The following is a 26,389-nucleotide window of genomic DNA, read 5'->3' as shown; positions in this document are numbered from 1 at the left end:
GGTAACTTTTCTTACTTTTATTTTGCTTGTCTTCAAAATGCCATCAGAAGAATGGCTGGCTTTTTGCAAAGTCTCGCCTCACGCGCCCGTTATTTTCAATCATTCTATCGAGCACCATTTTTCAGGCTTACGGAAATTACCTTCCGTCTGCCGGCCTTGTTTGACGTCGACCTGACGTAAGCAATGGGCAAGCGCCGCGAAAGTTCCAACTTTCGCGGCGCTTGCCGGTATTTCCAGTGAATTGTTTTCAGGCGTTCGCCGCGCGCCGGGCCGCCGGCGAGTTGGCCAGGTATTCCAGGGCTTCCTGGGTATTCGCCTCGTGCTCGGGGTGGTACCAGGGATTGAAGTAACGGGCGACGTCGCGGAAGGTGTGCGCGAGGTTCGGCAGCAGGCCCTGCTTGCCGAGCCGCCACCAGGTTCGTAGGAATCCCTGGCGCTTGGCGCCGCGCAGGCTCGGGTCCTGGTCGAGGAGGGTGCGGGTGCCGTCGGCGAGCAGGTAGACCAGTATCGCGATGACCAACAGCATGGTCAGTTGCCGGGTGACGAAGCTGCCGCCCAGGTGCACGTGCAGGTCGTGGGCGACGCTGCGGTGCTCGACTTCCTCGGCGCCGTGCCAGCGCAGCAGGTCGAGCATCACCGGGTCGCTGCCGCGGCGATCCAGCTCCCGGGCCTCCAGCACCCACTTGCCGAGCACGCAGGTGAAATGCTCCACCGCGGCGATGATCGCGCAGCGCTGGCGCAGCCACCAGCCGTCGAGGGCGCGGGTCAGGCGGTTCTGCCCCAGCGGGTAGTCGCAGAGCAGGCGTTCGAAAAGGAAATCCATCTTGTCGGTGAACGGCTTGGAGTCGATGTCGAACCTGCTCAGGTAGCGCTGGATCGCGCCGTCGTGGGCCCGCGAATGCATCGCTTCCTGGCGGATGAAACCCTGCACGTCGTCGCGCAGGCGGGCGTCGCTAACCAACGGCAGGGCTTTGTTGTAGAGGCGGCAGAACCACAGTTCGCCCGAAGGCAGGAGCATGTGCAGGACGTTCATCACCTGGGACGCTTCCGCTTCGCCGGGAACCCAGTGCAGGGGGGTATCGCTGAAGTCGAAGCGGACCTTGCGCTGGACCAGCTTGTGGTGGAATTCGCTCATGGCAGGCTCTCAGGAAGTCAGGTCGAAGCGCGCGAGAAACCGCGTGGCCCAGGGCGCGAAGCGCCATTGCAGGGCGCCGAGGTGCACCTCGCTGCCCACCGAGACCACCGCCTTGTTGCGCTCCACGGCGCGCACCAGCTTTTCCCCAACGGTGTCCGGGCTGAGCCGGCGTCGCTTGTAGAAGCGCTGGATCTTCGCCTGGCGCCGCGCCTGGCGTTCGGCGTCCATGCCGACGAAGCGGGTGGCCTGGACGATGCCGGTATCGACGAAGCCCGGGCACACCGCGGTGACTCCGATCGAACGTCCGGCCAGTTCCGCCCGCAGGCATTCGCTGAGCATCAGTACCGCGGCCTTGCTGGTGGCGTAGGCGGGGTAGTTGCGCGACGGCGCGAAGGCCACGCCGGAGGCGACATTGACCAGGTGCCCCGGCTTGTTCGCCGCGACCATCTGCCGGCCGAACAGGCGGCAGCCATCGATCACGCTCCACAGGTTGACCCGCAGCAGGCGCTCCCATTCCGCGGGCGAGGTGTCGAGCATCGGTCCGGCCATGCCGATGCCGGCATTGCTGACCACCACATCCGGGACTCCGAGGGTGTCGCGGACCCACTCGGCGAAGCGCTCCATGGCCTGGGTATCGCCGACGTCGACCTGGTAGACATGGGCCGTGGCGCCAAGGGCGCGGGCCAGTTCGGCGCTGCGTTCGGCGGCTTCCAGATCGAGATCGGCGGCGAGCAGGCTGGCGCCGCGCTCGGCGAAGCTGAGCAGGGTCGAACGGCCGATGCCGCCGCCGGCGCCGGTGACCACCACCAGCTTGCCGCTCATCGAGCGCGCGTCGGGCCGGACCTGGGCGCGTTGCAGGGCCGGCGGCGACTCGCCGGTTTCCTGGGCGTCGATGAACTCGCCGAGCCAGCCGGCCAGTTGCTCCGGCTCGGCCAGCAGTTGCCAATGGCCGACGCTCGCCTCGCGCCGCCACAGGCGTGGCGCCCACAGGCTGAGGTGCTGGAACAGCTGGGCGCCGACGTAACGGTCGCGGGTCGGTACGATCAGTTGCACCGGCACTTCGGTGTGGCGCTTGCGCGGACGGAACAGGCTGCGGATGAAGTTGCCGCGGTACAGCTTGACCCCGTGCCGGCCGTCGCTGGCCTGGGTCGGGTTGACCTGCGGATGGCGGACGCCTTCGGCGTGCTTCAGGAACTGCGGCCAGAGCCGGGCCAGGCCGGCGCTCCAGAGCAGCTCGGGTACGACGGGGGTATGGAAGAAGGCGATGTACCAGGAGTGGAGCAACTGGCCGAATACCGCTTTCAGGGCCTTCGGACTGCGCTGCCTGAGGTGTTCGCGCATCCAGAAACCGACATGGTCCAGGCAGGGCCCGGAGATCGAGGTATAGGACGCGATCAGCGGTCGGCACTGCGGATCGGTGACGCTTTCCCAGGTCTGGATCGAGCCCCAGTCATGGGCCAGCAGGTGTACCGGGCGGTCCGGGCTGGTGGCGCGGATCACCGCCTGCAGGTCTTCGCTGAGCCGCTGCAGGTGGTAGTCGCGGCTCCAGCGTGGCTTGTCCGAAGCGCCGGCGCCACGCACGTCGTAGGCGACGATGCGGTAGCGCCCGGCCAGTTGGCGGATCAGCGGCAGCCAGGTCTCGTGGTTGTCCGGGTAGCCATGCACCATCAGCAGCGTCGGCTTGCCGTTGTCCGGCGCGCCCCAGCAATGAACCGCCAGGCGCACGTCGCCGGATTGCACGAACAGGCGTTCCGGCTGCAGGTCGGGGAGGGCGAGGAGCGCGTTCATGCGGCCTCCCGTGCTTGCGGCAGCAGTCCGCGCGCCTGCCAGCGGCGGACGTGCGGCAGGTCGTCGTCGAGCCAGTAGGCGTCGTCTTCGGTGACCACCAGCAGTTCTTCGAACTTGGCGCCCACCCCGCGTAGCCCCAGGTGCGGTTCCACCGCCCAGAGACCGGGCGTCGGCGGGTGCTCGGAGCGCTTGCCGCTGGACCACAGCGGCGACCAGCCTTCGCGCTTGCCGGTGACCAGCGCGTTGCGCGTCAGGGTGTACAGGTTGCGCACGCCGAAGCGCGCCACCGAGGGACCGCGGCGGTTGCCGAGCTTTTCCACGCGATGGGCGAGCACTTCGAAGGGATAGGCCTTGTGCCGTGGCAGGGTGCCCTGGATCACGCAGAGCCGGTCGACCGCCTGGCTGACTTCGGCCAGGGGGCGCCGTTCGCGGACCAGGTCGAGGATGATGCGTCGGTGTATCAGCAGGTCGTCCATCAGCCGCTCCTGCAACAGGTTGTGGCCGAGCGCGCCGGAGTAGCCGACATCGGCGGTATAGGCGCCGAGGGTCGGCGCGCAGTCGAGGATGAACGGCATGCCTTCCTCCAGGCGCTGCTTGCCGGGGTAGAAGGCCAGGTTGAAGCCACCGAGATGACGCAGGCCGTCGAAGCCCTTGAACGAGGTGCGGCTGCCGAACCAGGCGAAGGGCTGGTGGAACCAGTCGTCGACGCCGTGATCCTGCAGCCAGGTCTTCATCAGCGCCGCAGCTTCCCTCTCGCTGATGCCGGCGCGCAGTTCGCCGTGGATGGTTTCGCAGCAGGTATAGGCCAGTCGCTGGACCTGGCGGAAGTGATCGAGATCGTCGGGAGTGGGTACCCAGGCGCCTTGGGACATGGCTCTCTCCAGGCTGGCTTGTCGTTATTGTGACATTGATTGATGTCATGGTTGATGCTGGCCCATAAGCAGGCGTTGCGCCAGCCCTGGGAAGTCTCTTCACGCCGGTGTTACGGCACTTGCTACCGGCGCCGGAAGGCCCGGGGCAGAAGGCTCGGGACGTTTCCCCCGGGTTGTGGCGGCGGTGCCGGAGGAGCGGCTGACCGACGAGTCCAGTCTTTGGTTGGCGCCCGCGCATCCCGACGCCGGCAAAGAGCGTTGCACCCCCGGAGGTTGTGGCCGTTCGGCGGGCCTCGTTATGATCCGCCTCCATGAGCACACCCCTGACCCTCCTGCAGCGCCTGCTGCAACGTGGCGAGCAGCCGTCCGCCGAGGATGCCCGCGAATACAGTGTCGACGAACTGGCGCGCGCGGCCGGCAGCAGCGTGCGCAACGTACGTGCCTACCAGGACCGCGGCCTGCTGCCGCCGCCGGAGCGGCGCGGTCGGGTCGGCGTGTATTTCGACAGCCATCTCAAGCGCCTGCGGCTGATCAACCAGTTGCTCGAACGCGGCTATTCCAGCGCCAACATCAAGGAATTGCTGGAGGCCTGGGAACAGGGCCGCGACCTCGACCACGTGCTCGGCCTGGACCAGGCGATCATCGGCGAGTGGAACCTGGAGACGCCCGGCAGCATCGGCTTCGACGAACTCCAGGCGATCTTCGGCGACGAACTGAACGACCGGGTGATCGACAAGGCCCAGGCGCTGGGCCTGCTGCTGTTCGACGGCGAGTGCATGAAGATCCCCAGTCCGCGGCTGTTCCAGGCCGGGCTGGAGCTGTACCGCAGCGGCATCCCGCTGGAGGCGCTGCTCGATCACCTCGGCGAGTTGCGTAGCGACACCGAGCACCTGGCGGCGGGGATCGTCCGCCTGATCGTCACCCACCTGGTGGACGGCCGCGGCACCGACCTGCTGCCCGGGGCGCCGGACCTGCAGGAGTTGGCCAAGGTGTTCCTGCGCCTGCGCCCGCTGGCGGAACACGTGGTCCAGGTGGAACTGGCGCGCGGCCTCAAGCTGTCGGCCAACGAAATGCTCGGCGAGCGTGTCGGCGAGATGCTGCGCAAGCTGGAAACGCCTTCCTGACTCTTCTTCAGATCTTCCGCGCCGCCGCCTGGATCTGTTCCCGCAGCCAGGCGCCGGCCGCTTCGCGCTCGGCGTCGCCGCGCCAGATCTGCACGTAGTCGAAGCGCGGGATCGCCAGCGGCGGCTCGCAGACCGCCAGTTCCTCGGGTAGCCGCAGGCGTTCGAGGATGCGCTCGGCGATGGTCAGTACCAGGTCGGTGCCGGCCAGCAGCGCCGGGGCCACGGTGAAGTGCGGCAGGGTCAGCGCTACCTGCCGGCGCAGGCCGCGTTTTTCCAGGGCGCTGTCGACTTCCTCGGCCGGGTTGTCCTGTAGCGAGACGCGCACGTGGCGGGCCGCCAGGTAGCGGTCGAGGGACAGGCCGTCGGGGCGGTCGAACAGGCTGTGCCGACAGACGCAGACGAAACGCTCCTCGAACAGGCGCCTGGCGCGCACGCCCTCCGGAAGCAGGGGGAATACCCCCAGCGCGCAGTCCAGTTGTCCTTCGGCGACCTGCCGGGCGGTTTCCAGGCGCGGTTCCTGGACTATCCCGAAGCTCACCCCGGGCGCCAGCGCCTGTTGCTGGCGCAGCAGCGCCGGCAGCACCACCCAGGCGCCGTAGTCGGACATGCCCAGGCGGAAGTGGCGCCGGCTGCGCACCGGCTCGAAGGCCGGCCCGCCGATCACCCCGCGCACCTGGTCGAGGCTGGCCTGGAGCTTCGGCGCCAGCTCCAGCGCCAGGCTGGTCAACTGCATGCGGCTTTTCACCCGCACCAGCAGCGGATCGCCGAACAGTTCGCGGAGACGCCCGAGGGCGTGGCTGACCGCCGGCTGCGACATGGCCAGGCGCTGCGCCGCGCGGGACACGTGGCGCTCGCTGAGGAGCGCGTCGAGCACCACCAGCAGGTTGAGGTCGATACGGCGTAGGTCATGAATCTGCTGCATGGAGGCTGTACCAACTATCGATTTCCATTCGCGAAGTGGATAGCAAAAACTCCGCTCCAGAGGCAATGGCCGGAGGAGGAGAATCAGCATGCCCAATTATCTGATGGTACTGATGGCAGTTTCGGTGGGCGGCATGGTGGTGCTGCAGGCCGGCAGCAACGCCTTGCTCGGGCGCCTGCTCGGCCATCCGCTGAGCGCCAGCCTGACTTCGCTGGGCGTCAGCCTCGGGGCGGTCTGCCTGGGCCTGCTGCTGGTGCGGGTGCCGCTGCCGGCTACCGCCAGCCTCGGCGGCGCGCCTTGGTGGAGCTGGCTCGGCGGGCTGTTCGGCGCGGCCTACCTGACGGTGGCGATCCTGGTCGCGCCGCGCCTGGGCGCCGCCACTTTCATCGCGTGCGTGGTGGCTGGGCAGATGCTGGTCTCGGCGCTCTGCGACCAGTTCGGCTGGGCCGGTTTCCCGGTGCGCCGTTTGTCCTGGGAGGGCTATCTCGGCCTGGCGCTGGTGGTGGCGGGGGTATTGCTCCTGCAATGGCGGGGAAGAGCGTGAGGAGAGTGCCGGCGAAGGCTGTCAAGTGGAATCTGGCCTAGACCAAAATCTTGATCTGAAATTGTGATGAAGTTGGCATGAATAGTTGTTGCAAAGCGTGTTGAAACCAAAGCGTCTTTTTCCCTCACTAGCGTCGTCGGGGTTCGAACAGCTTGCTGCCGAGTGAGCCTGCGGGCGTCATGGATGCGCTCGGCAGCCCTGTGCCACACCCTGACCTGGTGAGTCCCCCGATGATTTCGAAAAGCAGAAGAAGCTTCATCCGCCTGGCCGCCGGTACGGTCGGCGCCACCGTCGCCACCAGCATGCTGCCGTCGAGCATCCAGGCGGCCCTGGCGATTCCCGCGCACCGCCGGCATGGCAACCTCAAGGACGTCGAGCACGTGGTGATCCTGATGCAGGAGAACCGCTCCTTCGACCACTATTTCGGCACCCTCAAGGGCGTCCGCGGCTTCGGCGACCGCATGGCGATCCCGCTGCCCGACGGCCAGCGGGTCTGGCACCAGAAGGGCAGCAAGGGCGAGATCCTGCCCTACCACTTCGACACCAGCACCACCAGCGCCCAGCGCGTCGACGGTACCCCGCACACCTGGCCGGACGCCCAGCAGGCCTGGAACGAAGGGCGCATGGACAAGTGGTTGCCGGCCAAGACCGAGCGTTCCCTGGGCTACTACAAGGAGCAGGACATCGCCTTCCAGTTCGCGATGGCCAACGCCTTCACCATCTGCGACGCCTATCACTGCTCGTTTCAGGGCGGCACCAACCCCAACCGGCTGTTCCTCTGGACCGGCACCAACGACCCGCTCGGCCAGCATGGCGGCCCGGTAACCACCAACGACCACGACAGCAACGGCCCGGTGGAGCAGGGCTACACCTGGACCACCTATCCCGAGCGCCTGCAGGCCGCCGGCATCACCTGGCGGGTCTACCAGGACATGGCCGACAACTTCTCCGACAACCCGCTGATCGGCTTCCGCCAGTACCGCGCCGCGGCGCCTGACTCGCCGCTGATCGTCAACGGCCTGAGCACCTGGAAGCTCGATGCGCTGAAGCGCGACGTGCTGGCCAACAGCCTGCCGCAGGTGTCCTGGATCGTCGCCCCGGCCAAGTACTCCGAACACCCCGGCCCGTCCAGCCCGATCTGGGGGGCCGAGTACACTTCCTGGGTACTCGACGCGCTGACCGCCAACCCGGAGGTCTGGAGCAAGACCGCGCTGCTGGTGATGTTCGACGAGAACGACGGCTTCTTCGACCACATCGCCCCGCCGGCCGCGCCGAGCCTGAACAAGGACGGCACGCTGCGCGGCAAGACCACCGCCGACGCCACCCTCGAATGGCACACCAAGGGCGATATCCGTTATCGCAACCAGCCCTACGGCCTCGGCCCGCGGGTGCCGATGTACGTGATCTCGCCGTGGAGCAAGGGCGGCTGGGTCAACTCCCAGGTGTTCGACCACACCTCGGTGATCCGCTTCCTGGAGCAGCGCTTCGGGGTCATGGAGCCGAATATCAGTCCCTGGCGTCGTGCCGTCTGCGGCGACCTGACCTCGGCGTTCAACTTCGCCAACCCGAACAACGAGCCGTTCCCCGAACTGCCCGACACCAGCCAGGCCGACGCCATCGTCGCCAGCCAGATCAAGCTGCCGAAGCCGAAGCCGCCGACGGTGGCCGCCATGCCCAAGCAGGAAATGGGCATCCGTCCGGCCCGCGCCTTGCCCTACGAGTTGGGCGTGCATGCGCGCTACCGCAGCGGCGGAGACGCGCTGAGCCTGACCTTCGCCAACACCGGCAAGGCCGGCGCGGTGTTCCAGGTGTTCGACCTGCTCGACAGCGAGAACCCGCCGAAACGCTACACCGTTGGCGCGCGCAAGCGCCTGCACGACAGCTTCCAGGGCGACGCCAGCGGCGACTACCACCTGGAAGTGCACGGTCCGAACGGTTTCCTCCGGGTCTTCCGCGGCAACCTGCGGCGCGATCTGGCGGAGCGCAAGGCGCCGCTGCCGGAAGTGCGGATCGACTACGAGCCGCTGTTCGGCAACCTGCGCGTGCAACTGATCAACCGTGGCCGCCATCCGGTCAAGCTGACGGTCAAGGACAACGTCTATCGCCAGGGCGAGCGGCGTACCGTCAACGTGCCGCCGGGACAGCGTCGGGAAGTCCGCTATTCGCTGCGCAGCAGCGGCAACTGGTACGACTTCAGCGTCAGCGCGCAGGGGTCGGACAGCTTCCTGCGGCGTTTCAGCGGTCGCATGGAAGATGGTCGCTCCGGCTTCAGCGACCCGGGCATGGGCCTGGGCACGCTGACCTTCTGACCCGGACGGCCGCGCCGGCTCCCTGCAATGGGGCGGCCGGCGCGGACGGCCTGCGCCCTAGTCGAGGGGAACCGGGTAGAGGGTATTGAGGATCCACTTGCCGTCCTTCAGGACGAAACCGTACGAAATCTCCTTGGCCATGTACGTATCCCAGCGCGTGCAGACGCCCTGGCCGTCGGCCTGCTTGCAGGAGTAGGCATCGATCTTGCCCATGTGCAGCTTCTCCAGGGAAACCACCTGGAACTTGCTGTTGCCGCTGCAGGCCACCGGATTGTCGATGTATCCGTACTGGCGCCAGGCCGCGTCGTAGTTGCCTCTCGACTTGAACAGGGTCTTGTCTTTCTGCGACGAGCCGGACGGCGGCGTCATCCCGTAGATGTGCTGGGTCACGTGGCCGCCCATCGAGGTATTGCGCGTGGCGTCGGCGCTTTGCTGCACGCTGGTGATGTCGCGGCAGGCGGCGGCGTTGGCCGAGGAGGCCAGCAGCAGAAGGGCGGAGAAACCCAGGCCGGCGACGCACTGGCGTGCGTCGGGGCGGGGCAGTGAAAAGCGGTTCATCGGCGGCTCCTGTGAGATGGATTGCTTATGAAGGAACGCCGCCGCGCAGTTTTCGTGAAGATGCCTCAGTCGCGATAGCGCGGCGGCGGCGCGTAGCCGCCGCCGTTCCGGGCGTCGGCGGGAAATGCCTGCGGTCCGTCGGCCGGCGCCTCGCGACCGCTGGCCGGAGCGTCCAGCTCGAACAGGGCCACGCCGATCACGCCGAGGTTGCGGCTGTCGCCGGCCGCGCTGTTGCTGGCGTAGGCATCGTCGGGACTGGCGAAGCGGAATGCCGCGACTTCCCGTTCGCTCTTGCGGAAGCCCTCGATCACCAGGTTCTCGCCCGGTTCCAGCACATAGCCGCGGTTCTTCAGGCTGCCCGGCTGGCCGTTGAGCACGTCCAGGCCGTCTACCGTGGCGACCACCTCGTAGGTCGCGCTGCCGAGGTTGTTCAGCCACAGTCGGTAGCGCTGGCCTTCACGACCCTGGAGTTGCAGGGTGCTGCGGTGCTGCACCAGGTCGAACTTGCCGCCATCCTCGTCGAGTACGGCGAAGCCCACCCGGCCCTTGGCCAGGGGCAGTTCCTTGATGGCACGTCCATCGAAGCGGCTCGCGCTGTAGAACACCTGGCGGCGATCGACCGGTTGCTCCGATAGACGTCGCAGGGCCACCGAGGTGACCGGCGAGGCGACGCCTTCGCCCCATTGGGTGCCGAGCCGCTGCTCGGTCGGCGCGCCGGCCTGCTGTTGGGGCAGGCTGCAGCCGCCGAGGGCCAGCAGGCCCAGCAGTAGCGCGGATAGCAGTGGTGTACGCATGATTTTCCTCTCCCTGGATGAGCGGAGGCGCAAGCCGCCTCCCCGATGTCTCTGACCGTCGATGATGGCCGATCTTCGACGGGATTCGGAAATTTCCTAAGGGAGGTTATTGACTGACCCAGCGCTGCCGCGCCCAGGCGCTCAGGCTGTCGACCCCGAGCACCAGGACCAGCATGGCCAGGATCACCGTGGCGGCCTGGGCCTGCTGGAACAGGCTGAGGCTGAAATAGAGCATCTGCCCGAGCCCGCCGGCACCGACGAAGCCCAGCACGCTGGCCATGCGGATATTGTTCTCCCAGCGGTACAGGGTATAGGCCACCAGTTGCGGCCAGACCCCCGGCAGGGTGCCATAGGCGAATGCCGCGAGGCGTCCGCTGCCGGCCAGGCGCAAGGCCTCGGCGGGCTGCGCCGGGGTGTTCTCCAGGGCTTCGGCGAACAGCCGGCCGAGCACGCCGCCGGTGTGCAGGGCCAGGGCGAGGGTCCCGGCGTTCGGCCCGAGCCCGGCCGCCAGCACCATCAGCGCACCCCAGACCAGCTCCGGCACGGCGCGCAGCGCATTGAGCAGGAGTCGCGCCAGGCTCTGCGCCGGCACGCCGAAGCGACCCGCCGCTGGCAGCGCGAAGAGCAGGCCGAGCAGTGCCGCCAGCAGGGTGCCGATGGCCGACATGGCCAGGGTTTCCAGCAGCCCCCGGCCAATCGCCCGCAGGTGCGGGGCGGACAGGTCGGGCGGGAAGAACTCGCTGGCGTAGGCGGCCATCTGGCCCAGTCCCTTGCCGCTGAAAAGACCTGCGGTGTCCATGTCCAGGTAGGCGAACGAGGCGCCCACCGCGGCCACCACCAGCAGCGGCCAGAGCAGCAGGCGCCAGGTCCGGCTCATGCCAGCCTCCCGCGCAGGAAGCGGCTCAGCAGGTCGGCGAGGAGGACCAGCAGGAGGAAGGTCAGCAGGATGCTGGCAACCTCGCCGCCGGCGAACATCCGCAGCGACAGGTCGATCTGCTGGCCGAGGCCGCCGGCGCCGACGAAGCCCATCACCACCGAAGCGCGGATCGCGCACTCCCAGCGATAGACGGTGTAGGAAATCATTTCCCCGGCGGCGTTCGGCAGCACCCCGTAGGCGAACGCCGCCAGCCGCGATCCGCCGCCCAGCAGCAGGGCGCGGGTGGGGCGCGGATCCACCGACTCGAAGATTTCCGCGTAGACCTTGCCGAGCATGCCGGCATAGGTGATGGCGATGGCCAGCACCCCGGCGGTGGGCCCCAGGCCCACGGCGCGGACGAACAGCAGCGCCCAGACGATTTCCGGCACGCTACGCAGGAGGATCAGCAGGCCGCGCACCGGCCAGCGCAGCGCCCGTGCCCACCAGGCCGGCAGGCCGCCGCGCGGCAGCGCCGAGAGCGACAGGGCGCGGGTCGCCAGCAGTGCGGCGGGAAACGCCAGGAGCCAGGCCAGGGCCATGCCGGCGGTGGCGATGGCGAGGGTTTCCAGGGTCGCGCGGCAGAGCAGGGCGAGAAACTCGGGATCGTGCGCCGGCGGCCAGAAGCCGGCGAGAAAACCGCCCATGGTGCGTGCGTTGTCGCCGCTGAACAGGCCGGGGATATCCAGTTCGCTGAGGCGCAGCCCCGGCCAGAGCAGCAGCAACGCGGCCAGGGTCAGCAGCAGGCGCGGCAGGGCGGCGGGATCGCGCGGTGGAGAAGCGGCGTTCAGCATCGTGGGATGTGCACCACGGCGGGTTCGCTGGCCGGGCTGGCGCGCTCGGCTTGCAGTTGTTCGTTGGCGTAGAGGGCGTCCAGCGCGGCGCGGTCGACTTCGCCGGCGGGCAGGTCGAAGGCGATGCGTCCGGCGCGCAGGCCGATCACCCGGGGGAAGTGTTGCAACGCCAGGTCCACCGCGTGCAGGCTGGCCAGCAGGGTGCTGCCGCGCGCGGCGGCCTCGCGGTTGAGCAGGGCCAGGGTATGGCCGGCGAGCACCGGGTCCATGGCCGAGACCGGTTCGTCGGCGAGGATCAGCTCGGCGCGCTGGTAGAGCACCCGGGCGATGCCGACCCGCTGCAACTGGCCGCCGGAAAGCTGGTCGCAGCGCTGGAACAGCTTGTCGCCGAGATCCAGGCGTTGCAGCGCGTCGTGGGCGCCGGCGCGGTCCAGCGGATAGACCAGGCTGGCCAGGCTCTTCCACAGCGGCCACTGGCCGAGGCGTCCGGCCAGTACCGCGCTGACCACCCGCTGCCGTGGCGGCAGCGGCGGCGCCTGGTGGACCAGGCCGATGCGCGCGCGCAGGCGTTGGCGGGCGGCGGCGGATAGCGCCCAGGGCTCCTCGCCGAGCAGTTCGACACGGCCGGCGCTGGGCCGCCATTGGCTGGCGAGCACCCGCAGCAGGCTGGTCTTGCCGGCGCCGGAAGGTCCGATCAGGGCCACCCGTTCGCCGGCGGCCAGGCGCAGGCGGATGTCGGCGAGGGCGCGTTGGCCGTCGGCGTGGACCAGGTCCACGCCGTCGAGGCTCAGGCTCACTTCAGCAGGCCGGCGGCGCGTGCGGACTCCTCGATGCCCTTGTAGTTGTCCGGATTGGTCTCGATGAAGCGGCTGGCGGCCTGCAGGTCGAGGATCTCCTTGTCGGCCGGTTTCGCCGGGTCGAGGGCGAGGAAGGCCTGCTTGATCTTCTCGGCCAGGGTCGGGTCGAGGTTGCCGCGCACGGTCCAGTTGTAGTCGTAGTAGGTCGGCGTGGTGGCGAAGACCTTGACCTTGGCGGTATCGACCTTGCCGCTGTCCACCAGCTTCTGCCAGACCGAGGCGTTCAGCACGCCGGCGTCGACCTTGCCGGCCTGGACCCAGGCCGCGGTGGCGTCGTGGGCGCCGGAGTAGGCGACGCGGGAGAAGAACTGCTCGGGGACGATGCCGTCCTTCTGCATGAAGTAGCGCGGCATCAGGCTGCCCGAGGTGGAGGAGACCGAGCCGAAGGCGAAGGTCTTGCCCTTCAGGTCCTGCAGGGATTTCACCTGGGGATCGGCCGTGATGAATTTGCTGGTGAACTGCTGGTCCTGCTCGCGCTGCACCAGGGGGATGGCGTTGCCGGTCTTCAGCCGCGCCTGGACGAAGGTGAAGCCACCCAGCCAGGCCATGTCCAGGCGGTCGGCGGCCAGCGCCTCGACCACCCCGGCGTAGTCGGCCACCGGGACGAACTTCACCGGCATGCCGAGTTGCTTCTCCAGATAGGCGCCGAGCGGCTTGAACTTGCGCAGCAGTTCGGTGGGCGCTTCGTCGGGGATCGCCGAGACCTTGAGTTCTTTCAGGGCTTCGGCGTGGGCGAGCGCGGCGGACAGGGACAGGGCGATGCCGGCGGCGAGCGCCAGGGAGCGTTTCAACATGGGAGAGTTCTCCGGTTCAATGGCGGAAAAAACCCGGGGAGTATAGTGGTGCGCGGCCCGCTTGGGCAGCCGTCGCGGCGTTGCTCGCCGGCGCCTCGCGGGTAATATGGCGCTCCCCGTGCCCATTCGTTGCGTATTGGAGTCCGCCATGTCCGCTTCCCTGCCTTCCCTTGCCTTCGCCGGTCTCGGCCTGATGGGCGTGCCCATGTGCCGCCGGCTGCTGGCCGCCGGCTATCCGCTGGCGGTGTGGAACCGTTCGCCGGGCAAACGCGAGTTGCTCGCGGCCGAAGGCGCGAAAGCCGTCGAGGTCCCGGCCGAACTGGCCGCCGACGCGGAAATCCTGATGCTTTGCCTGGCCGATACCGCGGCGGTGCGCGAAGTGGTGTTCGGCGCCGGCGGCATCGTCGAGAACGCCAGGCCCGGGCAGTTGCTGGTGGACTTCTCCAGCGCCGAGCCGGCCGCCACCCGCGAGATGGCCGCCGAGCTGGAGGCGCGCTGCGGCGCGCGCTGGGTCGACGCGCCAGTCTCCGGCGGCACGCCGGGCGCGGAAAGCGGCAGCCTGGCGATCATGGCCGGCGGACGCGCAGCGGATATCGAGCGCCTGCGGCCGGTCCTCTCCCGGCTCGGCCAGCGCCTGACGCGCATGGGCGAGGTGGGCGCCGGGCAGGTGACCAAGGTCTGCAACCAGATGATCGTTGCCTGCAACGCCCTGGTGATCGCCGAAGTGGTGGCGCTGGCGGAGCGGGCCGGAGTCGACGCCAGCCTGGTCGCTCCGGCGCTGGCGGGCGGCTTCGCCGACTCGAAGCCGTTGCAGATCCTCGCCCCGCAAATGGCCGAGAGCCGTTACGAGCCGGTCAAGTGGCACGTACGGACCCTGCTCAAGGACCTCGATACCGCGGTGAAGCTGTCCCGCGAGCAAGGCGCGGCCACCCCGATGAGCGGGTTGGCCGCACAGCTGATGCGTCTGCACGGCAGCCAGGGCAATCTCGAACGCGATCCGGCGACCCTGGTGGAGCAATACCGGACCGCCGTCGAGTGAACCTCAGGCCTGGTTCAGGCTGCGCAGCGGCGGCGCGGCGTCGAAGCGGTAGGCGCGGAGGAACTCTTCCAGGGCCGCCAGCGGCAGCGGCCGGCTGAACAGGTAGCCCTGCACCAGCTCGCAATGGTTCTCCCGCAGGAACGCCAGTTGCTGCGGGGTCTCCACGCCCTCGGCGACGACTTTCAGATGGAGCTTCTGGGCCATCGCGATGATCGCCTGGGCGATTTCCATGTCCCGCTGCGAGGCGGGGATGTCCATGATGAACGAGCGATCCACCTTCAGCGCGTCCAGCGGCAGGCGCCGCAGGTAGGCGAGCGACGAATAGCCGGTGCCGAAGTCGTCGATCGACAGGCTGACGCCCAGCTCGCGGAGGCGTTCGAGCAGCGGGATGGTCTGGTCGATGTTGTACATCAGCGCGTCCTCGGTCACCTCCAGTTCGAGGAAGCACGCCGCCAGCCCGGCCTGCTCCAGCGCATGACGGACTTCGTCGACCAGGCTGGCCCGGCCGAGATTGCTGGCGCAGCAGTTGACCGCCACCCGCAGCCGTTCGTGGCCGGCCAGGTGCAGGCTGCGCAGGTCGCGGCAGGCGCGTCGCAGCACCCAGTCGTCGAGCTGGTCGATCATGCCGTTGGCTTCGGCCAGGCCGATGAAGCGGTCCGGACCGAGCAGGCCCTGGGTCGGATGGCGCCAGCGCACCAATGCCTCCAACTGGTGTACCTCGCCGTCGGCGAGGGCGAGGATCGGCTGGTAGTGCAGCTCCAGCTGGTCGTCGCGCAGGGCCTGGCGCAGTTCCTCCTCCATCTGCAGTTCCTGGGTCGCCCGCACCAGCAGTTGCCGGCTGAAGAACTGCGCGTTGTTGCGCCCGCAGGCCTTGGACTGGTGCAGGGCCAGGCCGGCGTTCTTCAGCAGCTCCTCGCACTGCTCGCCGTCGTTCGGGTAGAGGCTGACGCCGACGCTGGCGGTCATCACCAGGGTGCGCCCGTCCAGGGCGATGGGTTCCTTCATCTTCTGCATCAGGCGTTGCGAGAGGATGTGCGCCTCGTGGTCCTGGGTGAGGTCGGCGAGCACGCAGAACTCGTCGCCGGCGAAGCGCGCCACCACGTCGCTATCGCGCAACACGCTGCGGATGCGTTCGGAGACGATCTTCAGCAGTTCGTCGCCGGAGTCGTGGCCGAGGGAATCGTTGATCCGCTTGAAGTGATCGAGGTCGAGGAACATCACCGCCAGGCCCTTGCCTCTCAGGCGACAGTTCTCCAGGTGCTGGACGAACACTTCGTTGAATGCCGTGCGGTTCTGCAGGCCGGTCAGGCTGTCGTAGCGAGCCATCTGGCGCAGCGAGGCGTGGGCGTGGTCGAGCTGGTTGAGCAGGGCGTTGACCCGGCTGTTTTCGCTGAGCCGGCGCTCCCGCTGTTTCTCCGACCATGCGGCCCAGATGCCGCAGGCGGCGATGGCGCTGGCGAGCACTCCGGTGAGCCAGCCCAGGCGCAGCGAGTCGGCGCTGGCTTGCAGTTCCAGCGGCGTGCCGGCGGGTACGCTGAGCACCAGCGCGGCCATCCCGGTGAAATGCATGGCGGCGATGGCGCCGGCCAGCAGCAGGCTGGCGATCAGTTTCATGTAGCGGTAGCGCGCGCTGCGCCGGCCGCGCAGGTAGGGGACCGCGGCGAGGGCGGTGAAGGCGGCGCCGATGGCGATCAGTACCGAAAGGGCGAACAGCGATGGCTGGTAGTACTGGGTGGCCACCGAGCGCATCGCCGCCATCCCGGTGTAGTGCATGGCGGCGATGCCCAGGCCGATGCAGCAGGCGGCGAGCAGGCAGGGCAGCAGGCCGAAGCGCGGGCGGGCGGTCATGTACATCGCCAGGTACGAGGCGGCGACGGCGATCAGCAGCGACAGGCCGGTGATCGGCAGGTCGTAGCGCAGGGCGATCGGCGCGTGGAACGCGAGCATGGCGACGAAATGCGTGGCCCAGATGCCGCTGCCCAGGCAGAACGCCCCGACCCATTGCCAGCGGCGCGGGTGGCTCAGGCTGTTGCCGACCCGCTCGACCATGTCCAGCGCCGTGTACCCGGCGAGGCAGGCGACGAGGAAGGCGAGCGCCACCAGCGACGGAGAATAGGTGCAGTTCTGCAGCACGTAGCCGTCGATGGGAGACTCTCCGAGGAAGCGCAGGCCTTGCCAATCCATAGCGGTGTCTCCCTGGACACGGAAAACCCGCGGACGGCGCGGGCGCGGGCTGGGGATGGGGGTGGCATTGTGCTTCCAGTATAGATAGCGGGAGCCACCTGCAAGGTCGGCATGGAAGGAAGTCGCTGGCCGCCGACATACGGCCGGTTTCGGCATCTTCCCGGGGAGAAAAGGCATAGCTGAGCTTGTTCCGGCTCCATCGCCACGGGCATGATCGCTGCGCCCGCGAGGGCTCGCGAGGCTTCACGAAATTTTGACCAGGCGCCCGATAGAGTTCGGGCGCCCCGCCACGGGGGTGGCGGCGGTCCGTTACGTTTCAGGAGTTGCTTCAATGGGTGGGGGTATCAAGCGTTTCTTGCCGGCGATCGGTTCGACCCGGCTGGTGATGCTGTTCGCGCTGGTTCTGGTGGTGTTCTACAACGCGGCGACCTGGAAGGCCCTGCATGGCCTGGTGCCGCTGCAAGGCTTGAAGGGCTTCGCGTTCTTCGCCTCGTTCGCGGCGTTCCTGTGGGCCGCCTTCACGCTCCTGCTGACCCTGGTTTCCTTCCGCCCGCTGCTCAAGCCGGCCTTGACCCTGGTCGCCCTGTGCTCGGCCGGCGCGACCTACTTCATGGGCAGCTACGGCATCAGCATCGACACGGTGATGGTGCAGAACGTCTTCGAGACCAACGCCACCGAGGCCGGCGACCTGGTCAACCCGACCCTGCTCGGCTACCTGCTGCTGCTCGGTGTCCTGCCTTCGCTGCTGATCTGGCTCTGGCCGGTACGCTACCGGCCGTTCTTCCGCGGCCTGCTGAACAAGATCCTGACGCTGCTCGGCTGCCTGCTGATCGTCGCGGTAATGGTAGGCAGCTTCTATTCCACCTACGCGCCGATCTTCCGCGAGGAAGACAAGCTGACCCACTTCATCAACCCGACCAACTACATCTACGCGGTGGGCAAGTACGCCAAGCAGCGCCTGGTGATCAAGGAGCACCTGGTGGTCGAGCCGATCGGCCTGGACGCCCGCCAGGCGCCGGCTGCGCTGCAGCGACAGAAGAAATCGCTGCTGGTGTTCGTGGTCGGCGAGACCGCCCGTGCCGACCATTTCTCGCTGAACGGCTACGCCCGCGAGACCAACCCGGAGCTGAGCAAGCAGGACATCGTCAACTTCACCCAGGTCCGTTCCTGCGGCACTTCCACCGCGGTCTCGGTGCCCTGCATGTTCTCCCAGTACCCGCGCGAGGACTACAGCGACAAGAAGGCCAAGACCCACGAAGGCCTGCTGGACATTCTCCAGCGTGCCGGCGTGCAGGTGTTGTGGCTGGAGAACAACAGCGACTGCAAGGGCACCTGCCTGCGGGTGCCCAACCGGGACATCCCGAAGACCCAGCCGAGTCCGTTCTGCGACGGCAAGAACTGCCTGGACGAGTCGCTGCTGGTAGGCCTGCAGGAGTACATCGACGGGTTGCAGGACGACGCCATCATCGTCCTGCACTCCGATGGCAGCCACGGTCCCGAGTACTACGAGCGCTACCCTAAGGAGATGGAACGCTTCCAGCCGGTATGCCGGACCAACCAGCTCGGAAGTTGCAGCAAGGAAGAGCTGGTGAACGTCTACGACAACACCATCCTCTATACCGACCACTTCCTGACGAAGGTGATCGAATTGCTCAAGCGGAATGCCGACAAGCGCGATACGGCGATGATCTACGTGTCCGACCACGGCGAGTCGCTGGGCGAGAATGGCGTCTACCTGCACGCGGCGCCTTATTCGATCGCGCCCCAGGCGCAGATCCACGTGCCGATGGTCATGTGGTTCGCCCCGCAGGCGCTGGGCAACTGGGGCATCCAGCGCAGTTGCCTGGACGGCAAGCGCGACGACAAGGACCTGAGCCACGACAACCTGTTCCACTCGGTGCTCGGCCTGCTGGACGTACAGACTTCGCTGTACCAGCCGGCGCTGGACATCTTCGCCAGTTGCCGCGCGCCCAGGGCAGCCCAGTGAGCGACGGGGGCTGAAAGAAAAAAGGCCGTGGAGGATTCCCCCCCACGGCCTTTTTCGTCGGCTTTCGCCTTATTTGTCGCGGACCAGCAGGACCGGACGCGAAGCCACGCGGATCAGGCCTTCCGCCACGCTGCCGAGCATCAGGCGGCGCATGCCGCGACGACCATGGGTGCCCATGACCACCACGTCGGCATCGCTGGCCTGGGCCTCGAGTTCGATGCGCTCGGCGATTTCCTCGCTGGCGCGCTCCTGGCAGACGCGATCGAAGGTGGCGCCTTCGACGTTGCTCGCCTCGACCTTCTCGCGGGCCTTGGCCAGGACGTCATCGGCGGCTTTCAGCGCGGCTTCGCGCAGCGGCTCGGGGTTGTAGTACACCGCGTAGTCGGGAAGGTGGCGCAGCGGGCTGTCGACGATGGTGATGACGCGCAGCTTGCCGCCGCTGAGGCCGGCCAGCTTGATGGCCTCTTCCAGGGCGCGGTCGGAGACCGGGCTGCCGTCCACGGCTACCAGAATGCGATCGTACATAAGGTGTCCCTCCAGAGTGAGTGTCCGCCCGCCGGGCGTTCTTGAAACTTCAAGGACACTGTAGACCCTCGCGGCCGGCGGACCTTTGCCGGAGGTCAATAAGTCGCAGGGCGACCGTCGCGATTCCGCTGCGACGCCTGGCTCGCGGCCCGGCGGGGGCCGGGGAACGGGGCGAACGGTCGCCGCGCGGCCATCCGCCGTTGCGGCCTTCGCTGGAAATGAAATGAAAGAAGCCATGGGGGAGGCCCATGGCTTCTCGTTTCGCGCAGCCGTTGCCGGGCGTCAGCCGGCGACCAGGATGCGAATCGCCTCGAGGCGCAGGGAGGCCTTGTCGAGCAGGGCCAGGCCTTCCTCGCGCTGGGTGCGCAGGCTGTCCAGCTCGCTGTCGCGGACGCTCGGGTTGACCGCCTTGAGCGCGGTCAGGCGCGCCAGTTCCTCGTCCATGGCGGCGGCGAACTGCTGCTTGGCCCTGGCCACGCGTTCCTCGTGGCGCGGGACGATCTTGCCCTCGGCCACGTCGAACTGCTTGGCCAGCACATCGCGCTGGGCCTGGACGAACTTGTTGGCGCTGACCCGTGGCACGCTTTCCAACTGGTCGTTGAGGGTTTCCAGGGACACCCGGCCGGCCAGGTCGTTGCCGTTGGCGTCGAGCAGGCAGCGCAGGGCCTGCGGCGGTAGCCAGCGGCCGAGCTGGAGGGCGCGCGGAGCCACGGCCTCGCTGACGAACAGGAGTTCGAGCAGCACGGTGCCGGGCTTCAGCGCCTTGTTCTTGATCAGCGCCACCGAGGTGTTGCCCATCGAGCCGGACAGCACCAGGTCCATGCCGCCCTGAACCATCGGATGTTCCCAGGTGAGGAACTGCATGTCCTCGCGGGCCAGCGCCTGGGCACGGTCGTAGGTGATCGTCACGCCTTCGTCGTCGCCGAGGGGGAAGCCGGCGTCGAGCATCTTCTCGCTCGGCTTGAGGATCAGGGCATTTTCCGAATGGTCTTCGCTGTGGATGCCGTAGGCGTCGAACAGGCGCTCCATGTAGATCGGCAGGGCGAAGTCGTCGTCCTGCTCCTCGATGGCCTCCACCAGCGCCTCGCCTTCGCCGGCGCCGCCGGAGTTCAGCTCCAGCAGGCGGTCGCGACCGCTGTGCAGTTCCGCTTCGAGGGCTTCGCGACGGGCGCGGCCTTCGGCGAGCAGCGCGTCCCAGGCCTTGTCCTCGCCGCCGTCGAGCAGCGGCAGCAGGCGCGGGCCGAACTCGTGTTGCAGGGCGTTGCCGGTGGGACAGGTATTGAGGAAGGCGTTCAGCGCCTGGTGGTACCACTGGAACAGACGCTGCTGGGCGCTGTTCTCCAGGTGCGGTACGTGCAACTGGATGGTGTGTCGCTGGCCGATCCGGTCGAGGCGGCCGATGCGCTGCTCGAGCAGGTCCGGGTGGGCCGGCAGGTCGAACAGCACCAGGTGGTGGGCGAACTGGAAGTTGCGGCCTTCGCTGCCGATTTCCGAGCAGATCAGCACCTGGGCGCCGAACTCTTCGTCGGCGAAGTAGGCGGCGGCGCGGTCGCGCTCGAGAATGCTCATGCCTTCGTGGAACACCGTGGCGGAGATGCCCGAACGCAGGCGCAGGGCGTCTTCCAGGTCGAGGGCGGTCTCGGCGTGGGCACAGATGACCAGGACCTTGAACTGCTTGAGCATCTTCAGGGTATCGATCAGCCACTCGACGCGCGGGTCGAAGCGCCACCAGCGATTGTTGTCGTCGCCGTCTTCCCACTGTTGCTGGAAATTCACTTCCGGATACAGGTCCGGGTGTTCGCCGGCCGGCAGTTCCTGGTACTGGCTCGGCATCGGCAACGGATAGGCGTGCAGCTCGCGCTGGGGGAAGCCCTGCACGGCGGCGCGGGTGTTGCGGAACAGCACGCGGCCGGTGCCGTGGCGGTCGAGCAGTTCGCGGACCAGGCGCGAGCGGGCGTCTTCATCGCCGCCCTCGACGCTGGCCAGCAGCTCGTCGCCCTCGCTGCCGAGGAAGCCGTGGATGGCCGTGCGCGCGCCGGCGGAAAGATTGCCGTGGTCGAGCAGTTCCTGCACCGCTTCGGCGACCGGGCGGTATTGCTCGCTCTCCCGGCGGAACGCTTCGAGGTCGTGGAAGCGGTTCGGATCGAGCAGGCGCAGGCGCGCGAAGTGGCTGTCCTGGCCGAGTTGCTCCGGGGTCGCGGTGAGCAACAGGACGCCTGGAATGATCTCCGCCAGTTGCTCGACCAGCGCGTATTCGGCGCTGACCTGGTCCTGGTGCCAGACCAGATGGTGGGCTTCGTCGACTACCAGCAGGTCCCAGCCGGCGGCGAACAGGGCGTCCTGGGCGCGTTCGTCTTCCTTCAGCCACTCCAGGGCGACCAGGGCCAACTGGGTGTCCTCGAAGGGATTGCTGGCATCGCTTTCGGCGAAGCGCTCCTTGTCGAACAGGGCCACCTGCAGGTTGAAGCGCCGGCGCATCTCCACCAGCCACTGGTGCTGGAGGTTTTCCGGAACCAGGATCAGCACCCGCCCGGCGCGGCCGGAGAGCAACTGGCGATGGATGATCAGGCCGGCCTCGATGGTCTTGCCCAGGCCCACTTCGTCGGCCAGCAGGACGCGCGGCGCCATGCGGTCGGCGACTTCGCGGGCGATGTGCAACTGGTGGGCGATCGGCTGGGCGCGGGCGCCGCCGAGGCCCCAGAGCGAGGACTGGAGCAGTTGGCTGCGGCGTTCGAGAGTGTGGTAGCGCAGGGAGAACCAGGGCAGGGGATCGATCTGTCCGGCGAACAGACGGTCGCTGGCGAGGCGGAACTGGATGAAGTTGGAGAGCTGGGTTTCCGGCAGGGTGCGCTGCTCGTTCTGCGCGGTGAGGCCGTGGTAGACCAATAGGCCCTCGCTTTCCTCGACCTCGCGGACGGTCATCTTCCAGCCTTCGAAGTGCGTCACTTCATCGCCGGGGGCGAAGCGCACGCGGGTCAGCGGCGCATTGCGCAAGGCGTACTGGCGGGTATCGCCGGTCGCCGGATAGAGCACGGTGAGCAGGCGGCCATCCTGGGCCAGGATGGTCCCCAGGCCCAATTCCGCTTCACTGTCGCTGATCCAGCGTTGCCCCGGTTGATACTGCGCCATGTCCACCTCCCAAAAAAGCCGGGTATGGTACCGCAACGCGTGGCGTTGAGCGACGCTTGGCGATGGATTGCGTGTTGCGCCAGGGCTTCGTCGGAGAGCCGTCCGTCGGTACGGGAGCGACCGCCTGGCGGCTGGTTCTCAAGTCGAGCGGCGGGTCGACCGATAACCCTTGTAGAAGAACGCCGCAAACCGGCACGCTGCGAGAACCCATGACGCGGCACTACCCAGAGAGGTTGCCTGCATGCTTCCGCCGATCCCCCAGGGCCTGATCCCGGTCACCGTCCAGCAGGACCCGCCCAAGCCCCGTCCGGCCACGCCGCCGGTCGCGCCGACCCAGGCTGGCGCGGGCAGCGATGGCGTCGCCTTGCGCCAGGAGCGCGACGAGGAAAGCTGGCTGGAAGAGGAATACCGCCGTCGCCAGCGCCGCCAGGGCGGCGAGGCGCACGCGCGGAGCGACGAGGGGGACGAGGCGCCGGCTGACGAGGCGGGGGAGAGCGCCCAGGCGGACGAGCTGCCGCGCAAGGGACAATTGATCGACATCGAAGTGTAACCCTGGTTTTCCAGGCTTCAGCAGCGGCCTTGCGGCGTAGTAACCTGCGGCCCATGGACCTGTTCGCCGACGCACCCCTGACCCTGCCGGACGCCGACCTGCGCTATCTCCCGCATTGGCTGGATGCGCCGCTGGCGAGCGCCTGGCTGTTGCGCCTGGAACAGGAAACGCCCTGGGAACAGCCGATCCTGCGCATCCATGGCGAGGAGCGCCCGACCCCGCGCCTGGTGGCCTGGTACGGCGACCCGGAAGCCGCCTACCGTTATTCCGGCCAGGTCCACCGGCCGCTGCCATGGACCGCGTTGCTCGGCGAGATCCGTGAGCGCGTGGAGCGCGAGGTCGGCCAGCGGGTCAACGGCGTGCTGCTGAACTACTACCGCGACGGCCAGGACTCCATGGGCTGGCACAGCGACGACGAGCCAGAGCTGCGCCGCGATCCGCTGGTCGCCTCGCTCAGTCTCGGCGGCAGCCGCCGCTTCGACCTGCGGCGCAAGGGCCAGACCCGCATCGCCCATTCCCTGGAACTGACCCATGGCAGCCTGCTGGTCATGCGCGGCGCAACCCAGCATCATTGGCAACATCAGGTGGCGAAGACCCGCCGCTCCTGCATGCCCCGTTTGAACCTGACCTTCCGCCTGGTGTACCCCCAGCCATGAACGACGACGACAAGGTGATCGACCTCAGCGCCGAGCGCGACAAGCGCATCCACGACGTGCACGAGAAGCGCCTGCAGGAGGTCCGCAAGGCCTTCGAACAGGTGTTGCCGCTGGGCAAGCCGCGGAAGAAGCCGAAAGGCAAGCCGAAGAAGCGCTGAAGCCTCCGCCGCCGCGTTCGCCGGCGGCGCATTCCTGCGGGCAACGTGCGGCGATCGGGCAGGTTTTTCCCGGTTATCTGCGGCGTCCGACCGCATTCTCTCTCCTGCGAAACTTGACCTGGGTCAGTGTCATGCACCTGGCCGAAAAAGCCCGTCCGGGCGATTGATCCAGGTCAATATTGCGCCGCCGTGCCTCGCTAATCTGAGCCCATCGAGCAACACCCAACCGGCAACTGGAGGCCATCAACATGTTCATCGACGAAGTGGTTCTCGCAGGGATTCTTACAGTAGGCCTCATGGTCGCTTTCTTCGGTGGGGTCGGTTACTTCATCTGGAAGGATTCCCATAGCCGCAAAGGCTGATCCTCCCGGATACACAGAGCACGCAAGGCACTTAGGGCGACTTCGGTCGCCCGTTTTTTTGCGCCTGGAAAAACACCGGCGCAGCGATCGGGATACTACGAATGTCGCTGGACGATATTGTTAGCAGCCTAATAATATAGGCTGCACATATCGCCTCGGCGTTCGCCGGCTATCTATGCTGATGTAGACCCCGTTTCGGAAGACCCTGTGCCCATTCACTGGAAGCCGTTCCTGGCACCCTCGACGCTGGCGCTCAAGTTCGCCATCAAGACGCTCCTGGCCGGCGGCCTGGCGTTGTGGTGCGCCTTTCGCTTCGACCTGGAGCAGCCGCAATGGGCGCTGATGACCGTGCTGATCGTGTCCCAGCCGTTGTCCGGCATGGTGGTGGCGAAGGGCTTGTTCCGCCTGCTCGGCACCCTGGTCGGCACCGCGATGTCGGTGCTGATGATCGCGCTGTTCGCCCAGGCGCCCTGGTTGTTCCTGCTGGCCATCTCGCTCTGGCTGGGGCTCTGCACGGCGGCCTCGACCTCCCTGCGCAACCACGTTTCCTATGCCTTCGTACTTTCCGGCTATACGGTGGCGATCATTGGCCTGCCGGCGGTGGACCAGCCGCTGCTGGTCTTCGAGCAGGCGGTGGCGCGTTGTACCGAGATCTGCCTGGGGATCATCTGCGCCTCGGCGGTCAGTGCGATCCTCTGGCCGCAGCGGGTCGAGCAGAACCTCGACAAGCAGGCCCACGCCACCTGGCTGCTGGGCATGCAGGCCGCGCGCGGCGAGATCGACCCGCGCCAGCGGCAGCCGCAGGGGCTGCTCAACGCGCTGAGCAAGATCGTCGAGGTCGATGCGCAGCGCGACCATGCCTGGTTCGAGGGCGAGCGCGGGCGGCGCCGGGCCGGCGCCCTGGCGTTGCTCTCGCGCGACCTGCTCAGCCTGTTGCGCACCGCGCGCGGCGTGGCCCGGCAACGGGCGCGGCTGAACGACGAGGAAGAGCGCCAGGTGGAGCGCTGGCTGGCTGCGCTGGCCAGCGCCCTGGAAGGGGCCGATCCGGCGTCGATGCAGGCGCTGCGCGAGGAGTTGGCGCAGGTCGCGGTCGAGCCGCAGTGGAGCAACGACCAGCGTTACCTGCTGACCCGTTGCTCGGTGCTGCTGCTCAAGGCGGTGAATGCCGAGAAGGGCATGCGCGCGGTGGCCAGCGGCGAGGTCGAGGGGCGGGTGGGCAGCGCCGGCACCCTGTCCTGGCACCGCGACCTGCAGATGGCGCTGTTCTACGGCGCGCGTAGCGCCCTGGCGTTGCTCGGGCTGTCGGTCTACTGGATCTATACCGCGTGGCCGGCGGCGTCCGGCGCGATGCTGCTGGCGGCGGTGGTGTGCAGCCTGTTCGCCAACCGCGACAACGCGGTGGCCATCGGCCTGAGCTTCCTGCGCGGCATCGTCTACGCGATCCCGGCGGCGATGCTGGTCAGCCAGTGGCTGCTGCCGCAGTGGAATGGCTTCCCGCTGCTCTGCCTGGCGATGGGCGTGCCGCTGTTCTTCGCCACCCTGGGCATGGCCGTACCGGTCACCGCCGGCACCGCCACCTCGTTCGCGATCCACTTCATCGTCCTGGTCGCGCCGCGCAACCAGATGGACTACGACCTCGCGACCCTGCTGAATTCCGCCCAGGGCGTGCTGATCGGAGTCGGCTTCGCGGTGGTGATCTTCCGCTTGCTGACCTTGCGTCCGGGCTGGCTGACCCGACGCCTGCTGGACGCCACCTGCGTCGATCTCGGCCGCCTCACCCGGCGCCCGCTGGCGCAGGCGGAGAACTGGTTCGGCGGGCGCATGGCCGACCGCCTGTTGCGCCTGGCGCGGCACGCCAACCTGTTGCCGGAGCAGGAGCGGCGGCGTTGGGACGATGGCCTCCTGGCGCTCGACCTGGGTAACGAACTGATCCACCTGCGGGCCTGCCTGGAAGGCGCCCGTGGCGTCCTGCGCAAGGCGCGCGACCGCTTCCTCGGGGAACTGGGCGAGCTGCTTGAGGCCGGTCCCGCGGGGCCGCGCAGCGGCCGCCTGGAACGGATCAGCCTGCCGTTGCGCGAAGCCCTGGAGCGCGACGCTCGCCACGACGACGAAGCCAGCCGCCTGGCGCGCGCGGCCCTGGCGCAACTGCTGTTCACCTGGCAGCAGTGGTGCCATCAGGAGGAAAGCCATGAGTCTGCATGAGTCGGCCTGGGGCGGCGTCTACCTCAGCCCGCTGTTCGTCTATGCCCTGCTGGCGCTGGCGGCCACCGCCGCGCTGCGGGTGCTGATCCAGAAAACGCCGTTGCGTCGCTGGGTCTGGCACGAGGCGCTGTTCGACTGCGCCCTGTTCATTTTGATGTTGAGTGGCATTACCTGGGCGGCCACGACCTGAATC

The 26,389-nt window shown here is 67.8% G+C and carries 24 protein-coding genes; 11 read left to right on the top strand and 13 right to left on the bottom strand.

Going from position 1 to position 26,389, the window contains the following annotated elements; translation table 11 throughout:
- Positions 1 to 247: 247 nt before the first annotated feature.
- From HMPREF2914_RS10230 to HMPREF2914_RS10220, 3 genes are read right to left on the bottom strand one after another with little or no spacing between them, the layout of a single operon-like run.
- Positions 248 to 1,135: a metal-dependent hydrolase gene (locus HMPREF2914_RS10230; protein ID WP_003091705.1), complete on the bottom strand. Its 888-nt coding sequence runs from the start codon at positions 1,133 to 1,135 to the stop codon at positions 248 to 250.
- 9 nt (positions 1,136 to 1,144) lie between these two features.
- Positions 1,145 to 2,923, bottom strand: a complete 1,779-nt coding sequence (locus HMPREF2914_RS10225; protein WP_023091510.1) for an SDR family oxidoreductase — start codon at positions 2,921 to 2,923, stop codon at positions 1,145 to 1,147.
- Positions 2,920 to 3,795 carry a M24 family metallopeptidase gene (locus HMPREF2914_RS10220; RefSeq protein WP_023091511.1) on the bottom strand — a complete coding sequence of 292 codons (876 nt, stop codon included), beginning with the start codon at positions 3,793 to 3,795 and terminating at the stop codon, positions 2,920 to 2,922. The genes HMPREF2914_RS10225 and HMPREF2914_RS10220 overlap by 4 nt, the downstream gene beginning before the upstream one ends.
- Positions 3,796 to 4,106: 311 nt before the next feature.
- Between HMPREF2914_RS10220 and HMPREF2914_RS10215 the strand changes: the two genes are divergently transcribed.
- Entirely contained in the window at positions 4,107 to 4,919 is an 813-nt protein-coding gene (locus HMPREF2914_RS10215) for a MerR family transcriptional regulator (protein WP_023091512.1), read from the top strand.
- 7 nt (positions 4,920 to 4,926) lie between these two features.
- Here HMPREF2914_RS10215 and HMPREF2914_RS10210 read toward each other — a convergent pair whose 3' ends face one another.
- Positions 4,927 to 5,841 (bottom strand): LysR substrate-binding domain-containing protein, encoded by a 915-nt coding sequence (locus HMPREF2914_RS10210; protein WP_023091513.1) that lies wholly within the window; start codon positions 5,839 to 5,841, stop codon positions 4,927 to 4,929.
- A gap of 88 nt (positions 5,842 to 5,929) precedes the next feature.
- Here HMPREF2914_RS10210 and HMPREF2914_RS10205 point away from each other — a divergent pair, with 88 nt between their 5' ends.
- Together HMPREF2914_RS10205 and HMPREF2914_RS10200 are read left to right on the top strand one after the other, a co-directional pair.
- Positions 5,930 to 6,385, top strand: coding sequence for a DMT family transporter (locus HMPREF2914_RS10205; protein WP_003110952.1), 456 nt, complete (start codon positions 5,930 to 5,932; stop codon positions 6,383 to 6,385).
- Positions 6,386 to 6,615: 230 nt separating this feature from the next.
- The gene (locus HMPREF2914_RS10200) at positions 6,616 to 8,694 is read left to right on the top strand and encodes a phosphocholine-specific phospholipase C (RefSeq protein WP_023091514.1); all 2,079 of its coding nucleotides are present in this window, start codon (positions 6,616 to 6,618) and stop codon (positions 8,692 to 8,694) included.
- Between the two features lie 57 nt (positions 8,695 to 8,751).
- On the opposite strand, the gene HMPREF2914_RS10195 is transcribed toward HMPREF2914_RS10200, so the two are convergent.
- The 6 genes from HMPREF2914_RS10195 to HMPREF2914_RS10170 all read right to left on the bottom strand — a co-directional run bounded on the left by HMPREF2914_RS10195 (position 8,752) and on the right by HMPREF2914_RS10170 (position 13,404).
- Complete coding sequence (locus HMPREF2914_RS10195) at positions 8,752 to 9,252, bottom strand: hypothetical protein (protein WP_003091690.1); 501 nt, start codon at positions 9,250 to 9,252, stop codon at positions 8,752 to 8,754.
- Between the two features lie 65 nt (positions 9,253 to 9,317).
- A complete protein-coding gene (locus tag HMPREF2914_RS10190; protein ID WP_003130333.1) occupies positions 9,318 to 10,046 on the bottom strand; it encodes a hypothetical protein in 729 nt (242 codons plus the stop codon).
- A 106-nt stretch (positions 10,047 to 10,152) separates the two neighbouring features.
- Positions 10,153 to 10,923 carry a phosphonate ABC transporter, permease protein PhnE gene (gene phnE / locus HMPREF2914_RS10185; protein ID WP_003091685.1) on the bottom strand — a complete coding sequence of 257 codons (771 nt, stop codon included), beginning with the start codon at positions 10,921 to 10,923 and terminating at the stop codon, positions 10,153 to 10,155.
- Positions 10,920 to 11,753 carry a PhnE/PtxC family ABC transporter permease gene (locus tag HMPREF2914_RS10180; RefSeq protein WP_022579668.1) on the bottom strand — a complete coding sequence of 278 codons (834 nt, stop codon included), beginning with the start codon at positions 11,751 to 11,753 and terminating at the stop codon, positions 10,920 to 10,922. The genes phnE and HMPREF2914_RS10180 overlap by 4 nt, the downstream gene beginning before the upstream one ends.
- Positions 11,747 to 12,550, bottom strand: coding sequence for a phosphonate ABC transporter ATP-binding protein (locus HMPREF2914_RS10175; protein WP_003138286.1), 804 nt, complete (start codon positions 12,548 to 12,550; stop codon positions 11,747 to 11,749). The genes HMPREF2914_RS10180 and HMPREF2914_RS10175 overlap by 7 nt, the downstream gene beginning before the upstream one ends.
- Positions 12,547 to 13,404 (bottom strand): putative selenate ABC transporter substrate-binding protein, encoded by an 858-nt coding sequence (locus HMPREF2914_RS10170; RefSeq protein WP_023091515.1) that lies wholly within the window; start codon positions 13,402 to 13,404, stop codon positions 12,547 to 12,549. The genes HMPREF2914_RS10175 and HMPREF2914_RS10170 overlap by 4 nt, the downstream gene beginning before the upstream one ends.
- Before the next feature lie 148 nt (positions 13,405 to 13,552).
- Between HMPREF2914_RS10170 and HMPREF2914_RS10165 the strand changes: the two genes are divergently transcribed.
- Positions 13,553 to 14,443 (top strand): NAD(P)-dependent oxidoreductase, encoded by an 891-nt coding sequence (locus HMPREF2914_RS10165; RefSeq protein ID WP_003111584.1) that lies wholly within the window; start codon positions 13,553 to 13,555, stop codon positions 14,441 to 14,443.
- A 3-nt stretch (positions 14,444 to 14,446) separates the two neighbouring features.
- On the opposite strand, the gene HMPREF2914_RS10160 is transcribed toward HMPREF2914_RS10165, so the two are convergent.
- Complete coding sequence (locus HMPREF2914_RS10160; protein WP_009313705.1) at positions 14,447 to 16,627, bottom strand: putative bifunctional diguanylate cyclase/phosphodiesterase; 2,181 nt, start codon at positions 16,625 to 16,627, stop codon at positions 14,447 to 14,449.
- A gap of 331 nt (positions 16,628 to 16,958) precedes the next feature.
- Here HMPREF2914_RS10160 and HMPREF2914_RS10155 point away from each other — a divergent pair, with 331 nt between their 5' ends.
- Positions 16,959 to 18,614, top strand: coding sequence for a phosphoethanolamine transferase (locus tag HMPREF2914_RS10155; protein WP_003091675.1), 1,656 nt, complete (start codon positions 16,959 to 16,961; stop codon positions 18,612 to 18,614).
- A 69-nt stretch (positions 18,615 to 18,683) separates the two neighbouring features.
- Here the strand turns inward: HMPREF2914_RS10155 and HMPREF2914_RS10150 are convergent, their stop codons facing one another.
- Both HMPREF2914_RS10150 and rapA read right to left on the bottom strand, forming a co-directional pair.
- Positions 18,684 to 19,139, bottom strand: coding sequence for a universal stress protein (locus HMPREF2914_RS10150; protein ID WP_003091672.1), 456 nt, complete (start codon positions 19,137 to 19,139; stop codon positions 18,684 to 18,686).
- A gap of 282 nt (positions 19,140 to 19,421) precedes the next feature.
- On the bottom strand, positions 19,422 to 22,274 hold the full coding sequence (gene rapA / locus HMPREF2914_RS10145) for an RNA polymerase-associated protein RapA (protein WP_369700334.1): 2,853 nt from the start codon (positions 22,272 to 22,274) through the stop codon (positions 19,422 to 19,424).
- Positions 22,275 to 22,509: 235 nt separating this feature from the next.
- Here rapA and HMPREF2914_RS10140 point away from each other — a divergent pair, with 235 nt between their 5' ends.
- The 6 genes from HMPREF2914_RS10140 to HMPREF2914_RS10125 all read left to right on the top strand — a co-directional run bounded on the left by HMPREF2914_RS10140 (position 22,510) and on the right by HMPREF2914_RS10125 (position 26,386).
- Positions 22,510 to 22,818, top strand: a complete 309-nt coding sequence (locus HMPREF2914_RS10140) for a hypothetical protein (protein ID WP_003091664.1) — start codon at positions 22,510 to 22,512, stop codon at positions 22,816 to 22,818.
- 53 nt (positions 22,819 to 22,871) lie between these two features.
- Positions 22,872 to 23,474, top strand: coding sequence for an alpha-ketoglutarate-dependent dioxygenase AlkB family protein (locus HMPREF2914_RS10135; protein WP_009313707.1), 603 nt, complete (start codon positions 22,872 to 22,874; stop codon positions 23,472 to 23,474).
- Positions 23,471 to 23,632, top strand: coding sequence for a hypothetical protein (locus tag HMPREF2914_RS32620; protein ID WP_003091659.1), 162 nt, complete (start codon positions 23,471 to 23,473; stop codon positions 23,630 to 23,632). The genes HMPREF2914_RS10135 and HMPREF2914_RS32620 overlap by 4 nt, the downstream gene beginning before the upstream one ends.
- Positions 23,633 to 23,880: 248 nt before the next feature.
- Positions 23,881 to 23,994, top strand: coding sequence for a cytochrome c oxidase subunit CcoM (gene ccoM, locus HMPREF2914_RS33080; protein ID WP_003091657.1), 114 nt, complete (start codon positions 23,881 to 23,883; stop codon positions 23,992 to 23,994).
- A 207-nt stretch (positions 23,995 to 24,201) separates the two neighbouring features.
- Positions 24,202 to 26,196, top strand: a complete 1,995-nt coding sequence (locus HMPREF2914_RS10130; protein WP_023091517.1) for an FUSC family protein — start codon at positions 24,202 to 24,204, stop codon at positions 26,194 to 26,196.
- The gene (locus HMPREF2914_RS10125) at positions 26,183 to 26,386 is read left to right on the top strand and encodes a DUF1656 domain-containing protein (protein ID WP_003091655.1); all 204 of its coding nucleotides are present in this window, start codon (positions 26,183 to 26,185) and stop codon (positions 26,384 to 26,386) included. Before HMPREF2914_RS10130 ends, HMPREF2914_RS10125 begins: the two co-directional genes overlap by 14 nt.
- The last annotated feature ends 3 nt before the right edge of the window (positions 26,387 to 26,389 follow it).

It is taken from the genome of Pseudomonas sp. HMSC067G02, from assembly GCF_001813485.1.
GTDB classification, from domain to species: Bacteria; Pseudomonadota; Gammaproteobacteria; order Pseudomonadales; family Pseudomonadaceae; genus Pseudomonas; species Pseudomonas aeruginosa.
This window is presented reverse-complemented; position numbering and strand designations above follow the sequence as displayed.

Excerpts from the sequence above, each read along its gene's own strand:
- HMPREF2914_RS10230 (WP_003091705.1), bottom strand. The coding sequence starts at position 1,135 with ATGAGCGAATTCCACCACAAGCTGGTCCAGCGCAAGGTCCGCTTCGAC.
- HMPREF2914_RS10225 (WP_023091510.1), bottom strand. The coding sequence starts at position 2,923 with ATGAACGCGCTCCTCGCCCTCCCCGACCTGCAGCCGGAACGCCTGTTC.
- HMPREF2914_RS10220 (WP_023091511.1), bottom strand. The coding sequence starts at position 3,795 with ATGTCCCAAGGCGCCTGGGTACCCACTCCCGACGATCTCGATCACTTC.
- HMPREF2914_RS10215 (WP_023091512.1), top strand. The coding sequence starts at position 4,107 with ATGAGCACACCCCTGACCCTCCTGCAGCGCCTGCTGCAACGTGGCGAG.
- HMPREF2914_RS10210 (WP_023091513.1), bottom strand. The coding sequence starts at position 5,841 with ATGCAGCAGATTCATGACCTACGCCGTATCGACCTCAACCTGCTGGTG.
- HMPREF2914_RS10205 (WP_003110952.1), top strand. The coding sequence starts at position 5,930 with ATGCCCAATTATCTGATGGTACTGATGGCAGTTTCGGTGGGCGGCATG.
- HMPREF2914_RS10200 (WP_023091514.1), top strand. The coding sequence starts at position 6,616 with ATGATTTCGAAAAGCAGAAGAAGCTTCATCCGCCTGGCCGCCGGTACG.
- HMPREF2914_RS10195 (WP_003091690.1), bottom strand. The coding sequence starts at position 9,252 with ATGAACCGCTTTTCACTGCCCCGCCCCGACGCACGCCAGTGCGTCGCC.
- HMPREF2914_RS10190 (WP_003130333.1), bottom strand. The coding sequence starts at position 10,046 with ATGCGTACACCACTGCTATCCGCGCTACTGCTGGGCCTGCTGGCCCTC.
- phnE (WP_003091685.1), bottom strand. The coding sequence starts at position 10,923 with ATGAGCCGGACCTGGCGCCTGCTGCTCTGGCCGCTGCTGGTGGTGGCC.
- HMPREF2914_RS10180 (WP_022579668.1), bottom strand. The coding sequence starts at position 11,753 with ATGCTGAACGCCGCTTCTCCACCGCGCGATCCCGCCGCCCTGCCGCGC.
- HMPREF2914_RS10170 (WP_023091515.1), bottom strand. The coding sequence starts at position 13,404 with ATGTTGAAACGCTCCCTGGCGCTCGCCGCCGGCATCGCCCTGTCCCTG.
- HMPREF2914_RS10165 (WP_003111584.1), top strand. The coding sequence starts at position 13,553 with ATGTCCGCTTCCCTGCCTTCCCTTGCCTTCGCCGGTCTCGGCCTGATG.
- HMPREF2914_RS10160 (WP_009313705.1), bottom strand. The coding sequence starts at position 16,627 with ATGGATTGGCAAGGCCTGCGCTTCCTCGGAGAGTCTCCCATCGACGGC.
- HMPREF2914_RS10155 (WP_003091675.1), top strand. The coding sequence starts at position 16,959 with ATGGGTGGGGGTATCAAGCGTTTCTTGCCGGCGATCGGTTCGACCCGG.
- HMPREF2914_RS10150 (WP_003091672.1), bottom strand. The coding sequence starts at position 19,139 with ATGTACGATCGCATTCTGGTAGCCGTGGACGGCAGCCCGGTCTCCGAC.
- HMPREF2914_RS10140 (WP_003091664.1), top strand. The coding sequence starts at position 22,510 with ATGCTTCCGCCGATCCCCCAGGGCCTGATCCCGGTCACCGTCCAGCAG.
- HMPREF2914_RS10135 (WP_009313707.1), top strand. The coding sequence starts at position 22,872 with ATGGACCTGTTCGCCGACGCACCCCTGACCCTGCCGGACGCCGACCTG.
- HMPREF2914_RS32620 (WP_003091659.1), top strand. The coding sequence starts at position 23,471 with ATGAACGACGACGACAAGGTGATCGACCTCAGCGCCGAGCGCGACAAG.
- ccoM (WP_003091657.1), top strand. The coding sequence starts at position 23,881 with ATGTTCATCGACGAAGTGGTTCTCGCAGGGATTCTTACAGTAGGCCTC.
- HMPREF2914_RS10125 (WP_003091655.1), top strand. The coding sequence starts at position 26,183 with ATGAGTCTGCATGAGTCGGCCTGGGGCGGCGTCTACCTCAGCCCGCTG.